The organism is Paenibacillus planticolens (assembly GCF_013141725.1).
Taxonomy (GTDB): domain Bacteria; phylum Bacillota; class Bacilli; order Paenibacillales; family NBRC-103111; genus Paenibacillus_E; species Paenibacillus_E planticolens.
This window is the reverse complement of the sequence record NZ_WHNZ01000045.1, coordinates 64095-78811: the sequence shown is the minus strand read 5'-3', so window position 1 is coordinate 78811 and position 14717 is coordinate 64095. Positions and strand designations below refer to the sequence as shown.

At 51.7% G+C, this 14717-nt stretch carries 14 protein-coding genes; 10 read left to right on the top strand and 4 right to left on the bottom strand.

Translation table 11 applies throughout. The annotated features are described in order from the left end of the window. Nucleotide 1 precedes the first annotated feature (1 nt). The gene (locus GC097_RS21540; RefSeq protein WP_171685363.1) at nucleotides 2-985 is read left to right on the top strand and encodes an ABC transporter permease; all 984 of its coding nucleotides are present in this window, start codon (nucleotides 2-4) and stop codon (nucleotides 983-985) included. Nucleotides 986-1289: 304 nt separating this feature from the next. Here GC097_RS21540 and GC097_RS21535 read toward each other — a convergent pair whose 3' ends face one another. After that, entirely contained in the window at nucleotides 1290-2147 is an 858-nt protein-coding gene (locus GC097_RS21535) for an AraC family transcriptional regulator (RefSeq protein WP_171685362.1), read from the bottom strand. A gap of 199 nt (nucleotides 2148-2346) precedes the next feature. On the opposite strand from GC097_RS21535, the gene GC097_RS21530 reads away from it, so the two are divergent. The 7 genes from GC097_RS21530 to GC097_RS21500 all read left to right on the top strand — a co-directional run bounded on the left by GC097_RS21530 (nucleotide 2347) and on the right by GC097_RS21500 (nucleotide 9840). Beyond that, nucleotides 2347-3528 (top strand): galactokinase, encoded by a 1182-nt coding sequence (locus GC097_RS21530; RefSeq protein ID WP_171685361.1) that lies wholly within the window; start codon nucleotides 2347-2349, stop codon nucleotides 3526-3528. A 1-nt stretch (nucleotide 3529) separates the two neighbouring features. Further along, nucleotides 3530-4516, top strand: coding sequence for a UDP-glucose 4-epimerase GalE (galE, locus tag GC097_RS21525; protein WP_171685360.1), 987 nt, complete (start codon nucleotides 3530-3532; stop codon nucleotides 4514-4516). 26 nt (nucleotides 4517-4542) lie between these two features. Then, nucleotides 4543-6123, top strand: coding sequence for a UDP-glucose--hexose-1-phosphate uridylyltransferase (locus tag GC097_RS21520; protein ID WP_171685359.1), 1581 nt, complete (start codon nucleotides 4543-4545; stop codon nucleotides 6121-6123). A 417-nt stretch (nucleotides 6124-6540) separates the two neighbouring features. Next, nucleotides 6541-7530 (top strand): acrylyl-CoA reductase family protein, encoded by a 990-nt coding sequence (locus tag GC097_RS21515; protein ID WP_171685358.1) that lies wholly within the window; start codon nucleotides 6541-6543, stop codon nucleotides 7528-7530. Nucleotides 7531-7571: 41 nt separating this feature from the next. Then, a complete protein-coding gene (locus GC097_RS21510) occupies nucleotides 7572-8429 on the top strand; it encodes a carbon-nitrogen hydrolase family protein (RefSeq protein WP_171685357.1) in 858 nt (285 codons plus the stop codon). A gap of 26 nt (nucleotides 8430-8455) precedes the next feature. Beyond that, a complete protein-coding gene (locus GC097_RS21505; RefSeq protein WP_171685356.1) occupies nucleotides 8456-9151 on the top strand; it encodes a GNAT family N-acetyltransferase in 696 nt (231 codons plus the stop codon). Between the two features lie 17 nt (nucleotides 9152-9168). Beyond that, a complete protein-coding gene (locus tag GC097_RS21500; protein ID WP_171685355.1) occupies nucleotides 9169-9840 on the top strand; it encodes a GNAT family N-acetyltransferase in 672 nt (223 codons plus the stop codon). 64 nt (nucleotides 9841-9904) lie between these two features. On the opposite strand, the gene GC097_RS21495 is transcribed toward GC097_RS21500, so the two are convergent. Further along, nucleotides 9905-10354, bottom strand: a complete 450-nt coding sequence (locus GC097_RS21495; RefSeq protein WP_171685354.1) for an SRPBCC domain-containing protein — start codon at nucleotides 10352-10354, stop codon at nucleotides 9905-9907. Nucleotides 10355-10445: 91 nt separating this feature from the next. Between GC097_RS21495 and GC097_RS21490 the strand changes: the two genes are divergently transcribed. Beyond that, complete coding sequence (locus GC097_RS21490) at nucleotides 10446-11246, top strand: helix-turn-helix domain-containing protein (RefSeq protein WP_216625849.1); 801 nt, start codon at nucleotides 10446-10448, stop codon at nucleotides 11244-11246. Between the two features lie 145 nt (nucleotides 11247-11391). Next, entirely contained in the window at nucleotides 11392-12291 is a 900-nt protein-coding gene (locus tag GC097_RS21485; protein ID WP_171685353.1) for a GNAT family N-acetyltransferase, read from the top strand. 78 nt (nucleotides 12292-12369) lie between these two features. Here the strand turns inward: GC097_RS21485 and pyrH are convergent, their stop codons facing one another. Both pyrH and GC097_RS21475 read right to left on the bottom strand, forming a co-directional pair. Beyond that, on the bottom strand, nucleotides 12370-13104 hold the full coding sequence (pyrH, locus tag GC097_RS21480; RefSeq protein WP_171685352.1) for a UMP kinase: 735 nt from the start codon (nucleotides 13102-13104) through the stop codon (nucleotides 12370-12372). Nucleotides 13105-13319: 215 nt separating this feature from the next. Further along, nucleotides 13320-14645: an MFS transporter gene (locus GC097_RS21475; protein WP_312875714.1), complete on the bottom strand. Its 1326-nt coding sequence runs from the start codon at nucleotides 14643-14645 to the stop codon at nucleotides 13320-13322. Between the last annotated feature and the right edge of the window lie 72 nt (nucleotides 14646-14717).

Genomic DNA, 14717 nt, shown 5'->3' with positions numbered 1-14717 from the left:
CATGGACCTGCTCACAATGCTCAACGCGTTCTTCACGAAATTCAGTGAACTTATTAACACAACACTCGTATACTCGACGGCGCTGATCTTCGGAGCTCTTGCCGGTATTTTCTCGGAGCGTTCCGGTGTCGTCAATATCGGGATTGAGGGTCTTATGGTGTCGGGTGCCTTTGCATCCGCGGTTGGCACATATTATGCGGAACAGGCGGACATGGGCGTATGGTCTCCTTGGATCGGGTTGCTGACAGCGATGTTGTTTGCGCTAATTTTCGCTCTCATTCATGCGGTAGCGACAATTACCTTCAAGGCCAATCAAGTAATCAGCGGTGTGGTCATTAACTTCTTGGCCGCTGGTGTTACGCTGTATCTGGTTAAAGTATTGTTCAACGGTGCTGGTCAAACCGAAACGTTAAACGATGTGTTTTCCAAATGGGAAATTCCGCTATTGTCGAAAATCCCGTATCTCGGATACGCGTTATTTACCGCTTATCCAACCACTTATATTGCGCTAATTCTAGTAGCTTTAACGTACTACGTTCTTTTCAAAACCCCATTCGGCTTGCGCCTGCGTTCCGTAGGTGAGCATCCGAGTGCCGCGGATACCGTTGGGATTAAAGTTAAACGCGTGCGTTACATCGCTGTATTGATTAGCGGTCTGTTGGGCGGGCTTGGCGGCGCGACAATTACGTTGACGACAACAAGCGCCTTCTCGCATAACACCATTTCCGGTCAAGGTTTTATCGCGATGGCTGCGATGATCTTCGGTAAGTGGCACCCGTTTGGCGCCCTTGGCGCTGCCGTATTCTTCGGTATGGCGCAGGCACTGAACAACTTCATGCGATTGTTCGAATTCTCGAAAAACATTCCGCAAGAATTCCTCTACATGCTGCCTTACGTGCTGACGATCTTAGTGTTGGCAGGCGCAGTAGGCCGTGCTAAAGCACCGTCGGCTCTTGGCGAGCCTTACGATCCGGGCAAACGGTAAAAGATACGAGAAACACCACCTTGGGAGCACGCTCCTGGGGTGGTGTTTTGCTTTTCTTTCGTTTGTAGAGCATTAGCAGGAAAAATTCCCGTTATTTAAGTGATTTTTAGTTATATGTGCCAGTTAGCAGGAAAAACTCCTGTTAATTTGCCCTTATCCCATGTGTGTGTGATTAATTCTAGCCAATAACAGGAGGAATTCCATTTAATCGTGCAATTTTCCTGAATGTGCGCGAAATAGCAGGAACATTTCCCGTTAATCAGATGGAATGAAATAGCTTGTTTTGAAGAGATAGCATCAATCCTCAAAGAGATTTGATTTGATTTCGATACTCGCTGGGTGAAACGCCGTATAATCGCCGGAATTGCTTGGAAAAATATAGCGGATCATAAAAGCCCACAGAAGCTGCGATCTGCTCAATCGTCAGCTCCAACCGTTCGCGCAGCAGTTGGCGCGCTTTATCTACTCGAAGCTTGAGCAGAAACGTAACCGGAGTGACCTTCGTATGCCGTTTGAACAAGCGTGACAGATAGGCGCGGTTATAGCCCAAGCTTTCCGCCATCATTTCAATGGTGATAGGCTCGGCATATTGCGTAGACAAATAGTGAATAGCCTGCTGAACAATCCGGTCGCTCTCAACTTCCGTGACGATGCCGGTAGTTGTGGAGGCGGATAAAGCTTCGCAGTACTCACCTAATAGAAGCAGCAAGTATCCGACGGATTTCAGCTGTGCGTTCGCTTTTCTGGTACGCAAGGCTCGTTGAATATGCCGAAACAGCACAGGAATATGCCGGTTGCGGGTGGTATGAAGAATAGGCCGCATGGGATTGACGCCTGTTGAAGCAAGCAGCGCAGGAGCTTGCTCGCCTGTAAAAGCAATCCAGCAGTAATGCCAAGGATCGCTCTCATCCGAAACGTAGCTGATGAGCTGCTCAGGCTCTATGACGAAGCTGTCGCCGGCGCCTAGCGCATACTCCTCCCCTTGCGTAGAAAACACGCCTTTCCCTGAAATAACATAGTGAATCAAGTAGTAGTCGTACACTTTGGGACCTAACCGGTGCACAGGCTTTGTCTGGCTCTCTCCGGCAAACAGCACGGTCAGAGCGCTCTCTCCGGACGGTAACGGGTTCGAAACGACGTAGTAGCTTTCCTGCTTTGACATGACGTATCCTCAGCTCCCATTGATATGGCCTTATGGTCTTTCTAATTTACCATATTTCGCAGAAGGGAAGAAAGGTTGAAATCACATTTTTCCATGCGAAAATAACATGCCTCCATAGCCAATTGCACGTACTTCTCTTATACTGAAGTTACAAACTTGCTCCTGCAGCAATCCTAAATAAACTAAAGGCGGTGCCAGAATGGCAGATTTGCAAACTTTAAAAGACACGTTTATTGAAATTTACGGGGAAACCGCAGCGCCAATTTCAGCGTTTCATGCTCCTGGCCGGGTAAACCTGATCGGTGAGCACACGGATTACAACGGCGGTTATGTATTCCCGGCGGCGTTAACGTTCGGAACAACGCTGCTTATCCGTCCAAGACAAGACCGTGTCATCGGATTTGCATCGACCAACATGGCGCTTTGCAAACAAATATCCATAGATGACATGTCCTATCGAGAAGAAGATAACTGGATCAACTACCCGAAGGGAATCTTCGTTCACTTGGCCAAAGCGGGCTTACCGGTCACACAAGGCTACGATCTGTTGTTCCACGGTGAAATTCCGAACGGTGCCGGACTTTCGTCCTCGGCTTCCATCGAGGTTGTTACGGCTTTTGCATTGGAAACGCTTGAGAAATATCCGGTAGACACGGTGAAAATCGCCCTGCTGGCACAACAAACAGAGAACCAATTCGTTGGCGTAAATTGTGGAATCATGGACCAGTTTGCTGTAGCTAACGGCAAGAAGGATCATGCGATTCTGCTCATGTGCGACACGCTGGAGTACCGCCATGTGCCGTTCCAAAGCGGCAGCTATAAGCTGGTGATCGGAAACACCAACAAACGCAGAGGCCTTGTCGATTCCGCTTACAACGAGAGAAGAAGCCAGTGTGAGCAAGCCGTTGCTTATCTGCAAACGCAGTTCCCTGCGATCACGCTGCTGGGCCAATTGAACCTTGATCAGTTCAACGCATACAAGCATCTCATTCCGGACGAAACGGTCCGCCGCAGAGCGCAGCACGTCATAGAAGAAATTGATCGCGTGCTCAAATCGATCGAAGTTCTGGAAAAGAACGATCTTGAAGCCTTCGGCAAACTGATGATCGGTTCCCACGACTCCCTGCGTGATCTGTATGAAGTTACCGGTCTCGAGCTGGATACGATGGTTGCGGCAGCATTGAAGGTTCCGGGTGTGCTTGGTGCGCGCATGACAGGCGCAGGCTTCGGCGGATGTACGGTTTCCTTGGTTCATGAGGACAGCGTGCAAACATTTATCGATCAAGTCGGCAAAGAATATACAGAACAAACAGGTTTAACACCAAGCTTCTATGTATGTGAAATCGGAAATGGTGTCGAACAGGTCAAGGAGGCGTTGTAAAATGGCGATATTAGTAACGGGCGGAGCCGGCTACATCGGTTCGCATGCAGTAGCTGAGCTGCTGGAAAAAGGGGAAGAAGTCGTTATTGTCGATAACTTGCAGCAAGGACACCGAGATGCTGTGCTTGGCGGCAAGCTGTATGTCGGCGATCTGCGTGACGGCGAGTTTTTGGATACGGTTTTCACGGAAAACAACATTGACGCGATTATCCATTTTGCGGCGAATTCGCTGGTTGGCGAGAGTATGACGAACCCTGCCAAATACTATCATAATAACGTGTACGGAACGCTATGCCTGCTTGAGAAAATGAACCAATACGGCGTGAAAAATATCGTGTTCTCCTCGACAGCCGCCACCTACGGCGAGCCTGAGAACATTCCGATTCTGGAGAGCGACCGGACCTTGCCTACGAATACGTATGGCGAGACGAAGCTGGCGATGGAAAAAATGATGAAATGGTTCGACACGGCCCATGGCATCAAATATGTATCCCTTCGCTACTTCAATGCGGCTGGCGCGCATGCCGGCGGCAAAATCGGCGAGGATCACAGTCCGGAGACGCACCTTATTCCAATCATCCTGCAAGTAGCGTTAGGTCAACGAGCGCATATCTCCATCTACGGAGATGACTACGCAACGGAAGACGGAACCTGTGTGCGCGACTACATTCATGTCAGCGATTTGGCGAGCGCTCATGTGCTTGCGGTTGAGAAGCTTCGCGGCGGAGCGGAAAGCAATATTTATAACCTTGGCAACGGTACGGGATTCTCGGTCAAGCAAGTCATCGATATCGCCCGCAAAGTAACCGGGCATGCGATTCCGGCAGTAATTGAACCGCGCAGAGCGGGCGACCCGGCTACGCTGATCGCCTCCTCCGAGCGTGCAAGAACGGAGCTTGGCTGGAAGCCGAGCCGCGATTCCTTGGAATCCATCATTGAAAGCGCATGGAACTGGCACCAAAATAACCCGAGCGGTTATGCCGAGTAGGCTTGTTTAAGAAAGGAATGTGGCACATGGAACGGACAGTTGAAGCATCGCAATCTGCAGCATTGACCATAGAAAGGCTCCTTCAGTTCGCGCAGCAAAATGGCCTGATTGAGCAGTTGGATGTTTATACGTCACGCAATGCTTTGCTTGATTTATTCGGTCTTGCCGAGCCTTATGCAGGAGCAGTGCCGGCTGAGAAGCTAAGCAGTCCTGTTGCCCTGCTGGAAGAGCTGTTGGATGCGGCTTATGAGGCAGGTCTTCTGGAGGAGAATACAACGACGTACCGCGATTTGCTGGACGCACGGATTATGGGGCTGCTTATGCCCCGTCCTTCCGAGGTTGTGAATCAATTCTGGAGCACGGCCAAGACCACCGGGGTCGAGGCGGCAACGAATTATTTTTACAAGCAATCCATTGATTCGAACTATATTCGGATGGACCGTATTCAGAAGAATGAATACTGGCTGGCGGATACGGCCTACGGCGATCTTGAAATCACGATCAATCTCTCGAAACCGGAGAAGGATCCGAAGGAAATTGCTCTGCTCAAAACGCTGCCCCAAAGCAGCTATCCCGCATGCCTGCTTTGCGCGGACAACTTAGGCTATGCAGGCCGTGTGAATCACCCGGCAAGGCAAAATCTGCGCATTATTCCGTTAGAGCTGGATAATGAGAAATGGTACTTCCAGTACTCGCCTTACGTGTATTACAACGAGCACAGCATTATTTTCCATGAGAAGCATATCCCGATGAAAACGACGGCAAATACGTTCTACCGCTTGCTGGATTTCATCGATCAATTCCCGCATTACTTCATCGGATCGAATGCGGATCTGCCAATCGTGGGAGGTTCGATTCTGAACCACGATCATTTCCAGGGCGGCCGCCATCAATTCCCGATGGAGAAAGCTGCGAGCGAGAACATGTTCGCTCACGCTGAATTTGCCGGCGTGAAGGCCGCCATCGTGAAGTGGCCGATGTCGGTTGTGCGCTTGAGCGGCCATAACAAGCTGCTGCTGTATAAGCTGGCCAGCAAGCTGCTCGACGACTGGCGCGCATACAGCGATGCGGAAGCGGACGTCCTCGCTTTCAGCGAGAAGGACGGACAGCGTGTCCCGCATAACACGATTACCCCGATCGCCCGCAACAATGCGCGCGGCGAATACGAGCTTGACCTGGTGCTGCGGAACAACCGCACCAGCGAAGAGCATCCGGATGGCATCTTCCATCCGCACCAGCACTTGCACCACATCAAGAAGGAGAACATCGGCTTGATTGAGGTCATGGGGCTGGCGGTACTGCCAGGCCGCCTGCAAGAGGAGCTGGCGGATATCGCCAAGATCCTCACCCGCGAAGCCGACTTCGACAGAGCGATCCGCGAGGAGGCCGGTCATCCGCTGCATAAGCATGAGGCATGGATCGATGCGCTGCTTGCGAAGCACGGCGCTGCGCTGACGGCAGACGGCGCGAAGGCGGCGCTGCAGGCGGAGGTCGGCAGCAAGTTCATGGACGTGCTGCTCGACGCAGGCGTGTTCAAGCGTGATGAAGTCGGGCAAGCGGCTTTTGGACGGTTTTTGGAAGCTGCGGGCTTTGCCCAGCAGCAGTAAGGGGAACTCCCTGGTCATGAGTCATGAGGCCGGGGAGTTTTTTTTGCGTTTTTCCGCTGTTAGCGGGAAAACCTCCTGCTATTTCGAGCGACCTGCGGCTGTGTCGGTAGATTAACAGGAAAAACTCCAGTAAATTGCTCCTGCAACGAGCTTTCTTCATTGGATTCGACACATAAACCGGAGAAAATCCTTTTAATCTTCTCCTACTGTTCCGAAAAGAGTCGAATTAGCAGTAGCTTTTCCTGTTAATGAGTCAGTCGCTTCAAAGTGCGCCAACTTCTGCGTTAAAGACTAGCGTTTTGATGCATTGCAAACCCTTTGAATCCTGCTCCCGATTCTAGTACACTAAATAGGTAGTTGATGGAAATTTACCTGATCGAAACCTATATGGATCGAGGATCGAGGAGGCTAAACCGAATGGAAAGCTTTAATGCGTTGGTGGTGGAGCGGACGGAGGAGCGTTTTTCCGCACAAGTGAAAGAGCTGCGAATGGAAGATTTACCGCCGGGTGAAGTGACGATTCGTGTGCGATACTCGGGTATTAATTATAAAGATGCGTTGGCCTGCAGTCCGAACGGACGCGTCGTGCGCACGTACCCTATGGTGCCGGGCATCGATCTGGCAGGGACGGTTGCCGCTTCGTCGGACCCGCGCTTTCGCGAGGGCGATGAGGTGCTTGTGACCAGCTATGAGCTGGGAACGGGACATTTCGGCGGATTTAGCGCCTATGCGCGTGTTCCGGCCGATTGGGTCGTGCCCCTGCCGAAAGGGCTGTCCGCTCGCGAGGCGATGATCTTGGGAACGGCAGGCTTTACGGCAGCGCTCTCGATTCAGCGAATGGAAGAGAACGGACTGAGCAAGGAGAAGGGCCCCGTGCTCGTTCGCGGCGCAACGGGCGGGGTAGGGAGCAACAGCGTGTCGATGCTGGCCGCACTTGGCTATGAGGTAGAAGCAAGCACAGGCAAGTCCGCCGATCATGCGTATTTGCTTGAGCTGGGGGCGAAGCGTGTCGTGCCGCGGGAAGAGCTTTCCCCGTCCGTGAGGAAGCCGATGGACAAGGAGTACTGGGCCGGCTGCGTGGACCCCGTTGGCGGCGAGTCGCTCGCCTATGTGCTGAGCCGGATCAAATACGGCGGTTCCGTCGCTTTGAGCGGTCTGACGGGCGGTGGCGATTTTGCAGCGACAGTGTTTCCTTTTATTCTGCGAGGCGTGAATGTATTGGGCATTGATTCGGTGTATTGTCCGGCGGAGATCCGGAAGCCCCTTTGGGAGCGGATAGCCGCTGAATTGAAGCCGCAGCTGCTTGAGCGGATGGTGTACAGAGAAGTTGCGCTGGACGGGGCTCCCGAGGCGGCGCAAGAGGTGCTGGATGGGAAAGTAAGAGGACGGGTGCTTGTTAGTCTGTAAATCCGGTACTGGAACAATGACAAGATAAGGAGAGATAAACGTTGAAAATGAGAGTTTCGGCTGTACAATATCATTTGCACTCGATACGTAATTTTGAGGAGTTCGCCGCGCAGGTGGAGCATTATGTGAAGGTGGCTCAAGAGTTTGAGGCGGATTTTGTGCTGTTTCCTGAGTTGTTTACGACACAGCTCATGTCCATTGGCGATGAGAACGGCAAAGCGCTGCCGATTGAGGCGTTGCCTACATATACGGATGCTTACCGGACGCTTTTCCAAGGGTTGGCGAAGACGACGGGCATGCACATCATTGGCGGTACGCACATTACCTCTGAGGAAGGCAAGCTGTATAACACGGCGTTTTTATTTTATCCCGACGGGCGGATTGGGGAGCAGAAGAAGCTCCATATTACCCCGACCGAGGTGAAGGAGTGGAATATGGGCGCCGGCGATTCGCTGCAGGTTTTTGACACGGACAAAGGGCGTATTGCGATACTCGTCTGTTATGACGTGGAGTTCCCGGAAATTGTCCGGATTGCCAGAGCCCGCGGCGCCGATGTGCTGTTCGCTCCGTCCTGTACGGATGACCGGCATGGTTTCCACCGGGTGCGTTACACGTGCCATGCGCGAACGATCGAAAATCAAATCTATGTCGTCACAACGGGGACGGTCGGCGCTCTGCCGACGGTAGATTTTATGCGCGCGAACTTTGGCCAGGCGGCTGTCATTACCCCGAACGACGTGCCTTTTCCGCCAAAAGGCATTATGGTTGAAGGCGAAATCAACGGCGACATGGTGGTCACGGCTGATTTGGATCTAGACCTGCTGACGCTTGTCCGCGAAAAAGGCTCTGTCACTACGTGGCGTGACCGCAGAACGGATCTGTACACCGATTGGGCGTAATCAAAGCTGGGGGGTTCCATAGTGTTATGGACGTAAATTCGCACCGATTTTATGCTAAAAAGCTGTATGTCTTCGACGGAGACAAGCCGATCGAGGCGATCATACGCAATTATGAAAAAGCGGATTTCGACGCGCTGATCCGCGTCCAGCAGGAAAGCTTTCCGCCGCCGTTTCCGTCAGAGCTTTGGTGGAACGAAGAGCAGCTCACGGAGCACGTCTCGCGTTTCCCCCAAGGCGCACTTTGTGTCGAGGTGGAAGGCCGGATTGTCGGGTCGATCACGGGGCTGCTCGTCAGCTACGAGGAAGGGCACGCTAGCGATCATAGCTGGTCGACGTTGACAGACGATGGCTACATCCGCACGCATCGGCCGGACGGCGATACGTTATACATTGTGGATATCTGCGTGATGCCCGCCTACCGCAAGTTCGGCCTCGGCAAATGGATGATGCAATCCATGTATGAGGTGGTTGTGCATTTGGGGCTGCGCAGACTGCTCGGGGGCGGGCGCATGCCGGGTTACCACAAGTATGCCGAAGCCATGAGTGCGGAGGAATATGGGAAAGCGGTCATGTCAGGGACCTGCAAGGACCCAGTTATTACCTTCCTGCTGCGCTGCGGCAGGACGCCGGTACAGGTGGTGCCGGACTATTTGGAGGATAAAGAGTCGCAGAACTATGCGCTTTTGATGGAGTGGCGAAATCCATTTCGAATTTTGACATAAAGGAGCTTGAGAAGCTAATGGAGTACATACGGATTACAAGTATAGACAACCCTTTGTTTCGCGCGATGCATGATCTGATGAAAGAGGTATTCCCGCCTGAGGAGGTACTGGAATACGCGTTGTGGAAAGAGCCGCTGGAGGACCCCGGTATTCGGGTGTTCGTCGCCGTCCATGAAGGGAAGGTCGTTGGCACGACAGAGTACCGCTATTACGAAGACTTTCAGGTAGCGATGACGGATTTCACGATTATCGGTCAAGCGGGACTGGGCATTGGCCGTTTCCTGGCGCGCAAGCGCTGGAACGACCTGGAGGCCTTAGCAGCTGAATCGGGTAAGCCGATGCTGGGGATGTTTGCCGAGATCTATGATCCGTATCGGATCGAAAGCCATGCATTTGGCGGCGTGAAGCCGATGGATCCTTATGTGCGGCGTGAAGTGTTGTCGCATCTCGGTTACAAACGGATTGATTTCCCATACGTTCATCCTTCTTGGGAGAACAACGGGCAAGCGGTGGAGGAGCTGGATCTCTGTTTTCTACCAACAGATGAGGACATGTCACAGCTTGACGCAGCGATTGTTGTGAACTTCTTGAAACGCTACTATTCCGTCCTGGCGAATAAACCACAGGCTTGGCATGATATGGTTGCCGGGCTGGAGGAGAAAACATCGCTCGCGCTTTTGCCGTTATAAAGGCGATTTGAAAAAGGCTATCTCAAAAGGTCTGAAAGGATGACCTTCTGGGATAGCCGCAATTTTACCAGCCGAAATCCAATGTTTTACCCGTCTCCGCAAGTGTTTTAATATTGCTTAGAATCATCCACCAGCTTGCTTTTGTTCTCTCGAAGCTAGGGTGGTTCGGCGTCCACTCGTCATTGACGAGCGTCATTTTCGTGCAGCTGCCGACCGTCTCCAGGGTAAATGTCATCCGGGATTGGAAATCCGCATGATTCGGGTTGTAGGACGGACCGGCATGTTCGATGCAGGACAAATGCTTTCCCGGTTCATAGGCCAGAATCGTGCCGTATACATGAACGGTTTCATCGCCGTCGTTGCCAGGCCCGATGTATCTGAAATCAGAGCCGATCTCGAATGTGGACTCCAGCACGCTTCCGAACAAAATTTTACGCGTCCCCTCCGGTGTCACCAGAATATCCCACACTTCTTTGCATGTTGCACCAATATAAAATTCGTATCTCAGTTCCACTGCCACTCACTCCCTCGTTATGTGTTAAATTCATGATATAGGATTGTACGCCTCAAGTATTGTAAAAACGCGACAAGGAGTGATCGGCATCATGTCTGACCTCATTACACCTAGTCTGGGCATTATGAATCTCCAGCAAGTACCGAGGAAATTTCAGCTTTCCAGAGTGACTCCCTCGGAGGATTTGGCCTTTTTCATTCGCCATTTCTGGATCGTACGGTGGGATTTAAGGGGCCAAGAACCTTACGAGCAGCATGTCATTCCGAATCCCTGCGTCAATCTGATCGTGGAGCCGGGGCGAACAGCTATTTACGGTCCAGGCAAAGAGAAATACGGACATTACCTGGAAGGGCAAGGCTGCGTATTTGGCGTCAAATTCAAGCCTGGCGGTTTTTATCCGTTCGTGGGGCGGGCGGTTTCCGACATGCAGCTCAGTCCGCTGAGCGTTCGGAGCGTTTTTGACGTCGACCCGCTTGCGTTGGAGACGGCTATGTTTGCTGCAGAAGATGAGCAGGGAATGGTAGCGCTTATGGAGCAAATGATCCGGCTGAAGCTGCCCGGGCGGGATGCGCAGGTGACTTTTATCAATGAAATCATTGATTTCATTAACGAGCAGCCTGACGTCACGAAGGTAGATGCCCTTTGCGACCGCTTCGGCGTAAACAAAAGAACGCTGCAGCGCTTGTTCGACCACTATGTAGGCGTTAGCCCTAAGTGGGTCATTAAGCTGGCGCGCATCCAGAATGCGGCGGAGGCGACTGATGTCAGCGTGAAGCCGAACTGGTCCAAGCTGTCGATGGATCTTGGCTATCACGATCAGTCGCATTTTATTAAAGATTTTAAATCCATTACCGGCCAAACGCCGGATGAGTACGCCCGGCAGGCGCAATAAGATGAGCCGGCTCCTTAGGGGGCTAAGGGTCAATCGTTCACAGTGACGAAACTTTCTGTAAAACGATTTATTAGCTTACCACGCCGCAGACCAGACCTGTATAATGACAGTAGGCAAGTAATTAAGTCTTATGGAGGACAACCTAGTGAAACAAGGCATTATTCCACGGGCAGGACTGTCGCCGCAGGAGCTGAAGGAAGTTAGGGAATTATGGGAGGCTTGCAACAGCCATGATCATATTGATATAAAACTGAACTGGAGCACATTATCAGATCGTCCGCCAGGCGTGGTGAATGACTTTTTATTTTACCGGGATGACCGGATTGTCGGCTTTCTGGCGATATACAGCTTCCTGTCTACGGAAGTGGAAATTAGCGGAATGGTGCATCCGGATGTGCGGAATCAAGGTATTTTTGGCCAATTGGTGCAGGTGGCGCTGGAAGCGTGCAGAGGCAGGGGAGTGCCGAAAGCGATTTTCATTAATGAACGCGGATCGGCGAGCGGCAAGGCATTTTTGGCGGAGCTTGGAGCGGGCTGCAGTTTCTCCGAGTATGTGATGGAGCTTCAGGAGGATGCGGCAGGGGCTCCGCAAACCGGCGAACAGCCGATCACGCTTCGTTCCGCCAGTGTGCAGGATACGGAGCTGCTCGTTGAACTTAACACGTCTGGCTTCAACATGCCGGAGGACGATGCGAGAGAATACGTCAATCAAACGATTACCGGTGACAAAGAACGAACCTGGGTCGCAGAGCTTGGGCTCGGCGAGCAGAAAGAACCGATTGCTAAAATCGGAGCCATGATCGGGGAGGATAGCAGCGGATTCATCTACGGCTTTTGCGTCCTGCCGGCCTATCGTGGCAAGGGGTACGGGCGTCAAATACTGAGCCAGACCATTGTAGAGCTTAAGCAGCGGCATCAGGCAGGCAAGGTCAAGCTTGAAGTAGCGGTCGAGAACGAGAAAGCACTCGGTTTATATGAATCCTGCGGCTTTAGAACGAAGAATGCGAATGACTATTACGTGCTAATGCTGGACAAAAACGAATAAACAAAGAGGATAGAGCGGCAGTTGTAAACTGATCTCTATCCTTTTTTATTGGTGAAGTTTTACGTCGTCCGGTTATCCCTAATGATAAATGAGCTGGGAGGAGCCGCTGATAATCGTGCCTGTATTTTGCCCTGCACAAATTTCTTTCATGGAGCCGGGTTTGTCGAAATTGAACACATGAATGGGAATGTGATAATCACGTGCGAGAATGAAGGCGGACTGATCCATGACCTTCAAATTATGATGGATAACGTCGTTGTAGTGGAGAGATTTGTACTGAAGCGCCTCTTTATGATGCTTAGGGTCTTTATCGAACACACCGTCAACGCCCTGTTTCGCCACGAAAATGGCTTCGCAGTTCACTTCAATGGCTCTTTGGACCGACGGATAGTCGGTGGTGACGAAGGGCTGTCCGTTGCCGCCTGCAAAAATCACGATGTACCCTTTTTCCAAATGATGAATGGCACGAAGCCGGATAAAAGGCTCCGCCACAGAAGCAATCGGAATGGCTGTCATGACGCGCACTTCCGCGTTGGTCTTCGCTTTCAGCACCCCGCGCAGCATCAGGCTGTTGATGACGGTAGCCAGCGTACCGATATTGTCGGCCTCCGCCTTCTCGATCCCCCAGCTCTCGCCCATATTGCCGCGAAAAATATTGCCTCCGCCAATGACAAGACACACCTCAACGCCTAACTGAACGACAGTCATAATCTCGTTCGCGATATGATCCAGCTGTTTAGGATCGAAGCCGAACTCGCTTTCTCCCGCAACAGCCCCGCCGCTTAGTTTAATGAGGACCCGTTTATACCGCATGTCGATCTCTCCTCCCTTTGAGATAATCTGTATTCTTGCTTTAAAATCACCGCTGCCCGCTTAGGAAGATCAGCTTCGGCGCGAAAAAAAACACTAAAGCAGCGAACGCTTTAGTGTTTAACGGGAATGAGAAATAGGAAACGTTTCTGCTTGATCACAGGACCCTTCATACTCCTCACACCTTTCGCTTATGATTAAAAGCTATTGTACACGAACTAAGTGGAAGAATGCAATTTCTGCGGCACGCGCATATGCACAAGGAGTCCGATGACGACCAGCACCAGCAGGGAACCGAGCGCGACGCGGCTGGCGAGATTGCCTGTAGAAGCGAGTGCCCAGGTGATTGATCCGTATAGCGCAGGCCCGACAATCGAGGATACTTTGCCGGAGAAGGCGAATAAGCCGAAAAACTGGCCGCGTTTCTCCTCGGGCGTTAATTGCACGATCAGTGTACGGGACGTTACCCACATGGCTCCCATGGATACGCCATAGAGGCTGCCGGCCGCCCAGAACAGGCTTTGGCTTGTCGCAAGAGCCGCTATGGCAATCGCGATGATGAGGATGAAGGCAACGATGGTCACGGCCTTCTTAGGCCCCACACTGCGGGTGACATAGCCGAAGAGGAAGGAGCCGATGATGCTCGATACGGTCGACACTAAGTAGAGAAGAATGAACTGCCCGGTGGTGAAGCCCATCACCGTATTCGCATAAATCGCCATGACGGCAATTGCCGTGGCAATGGCATCGTTAAAGAAGAAGTAGGCGATCATGAACAGAAACGCGGCGCGGTACTTACGCGCCTCTTTGAACGTAGCCCAGATCTCGCGATAGCCGCTCATGAGTGATTTTTTCTCGCTAACCGGCTTATGCGGCTTCTCTTTGTAGAGGAACATGATCGGCAGGGAGAAAAGTAAGAACATAAGCGCGCTGGGAATAAATGTATTTTCAAAATGATTGCCGTTAATTAACGGGAATACCACGAGTCCGACCAAAGTGCCGACATAACCAACCGCTACGCCAACACCGGAAATGATAGGGATTTCACGTTCGCTGCCCAGATCCGAAATCATGGAATCATAGAAAATTAAGCTCGAATTATAAAAGAATTTGGCGATCATGAAGAAGAAGATGACACCCAGAATCGATGCGTTGAGTCCTGCCCATTGCTGATCCGTATGCCAAAAGGCAGAAGCGCCCATGAGCAGTGTCGCCAGAATGGCAATTAAGGTGAAAGGGACGAGGTAGGCTTTCTTTTTGCCCGTCCGGTCGATCCACACGCCGAATAAGGGGGACAGCAGCACGAGAAAAAAGCTGGATAAAGCGTTGGAGTACGTGATGAACGTGCTGGCAATCTGATTGAGTTCCTCGCTTTTCCCTAACGTTTCTTTTAAATAAAAAGGATAGAAGACCGTTACAATATTGGAGGAAAAAATCGTATTCGCGAAATCGTACATGGCCCAAGCGAATATCGGCAGGGAAAAGAACAATGTCCAAGCGCTGCGCGTGTGTATCGGGTTGGAAGCGGGTTCGAGCTTTGCCACCGGGGGTCACCCTTTCCTAATGATGAGTTGCGTTTCCTCTAGTATATTGGCCGCCGGGCAGAGAAATCCCTG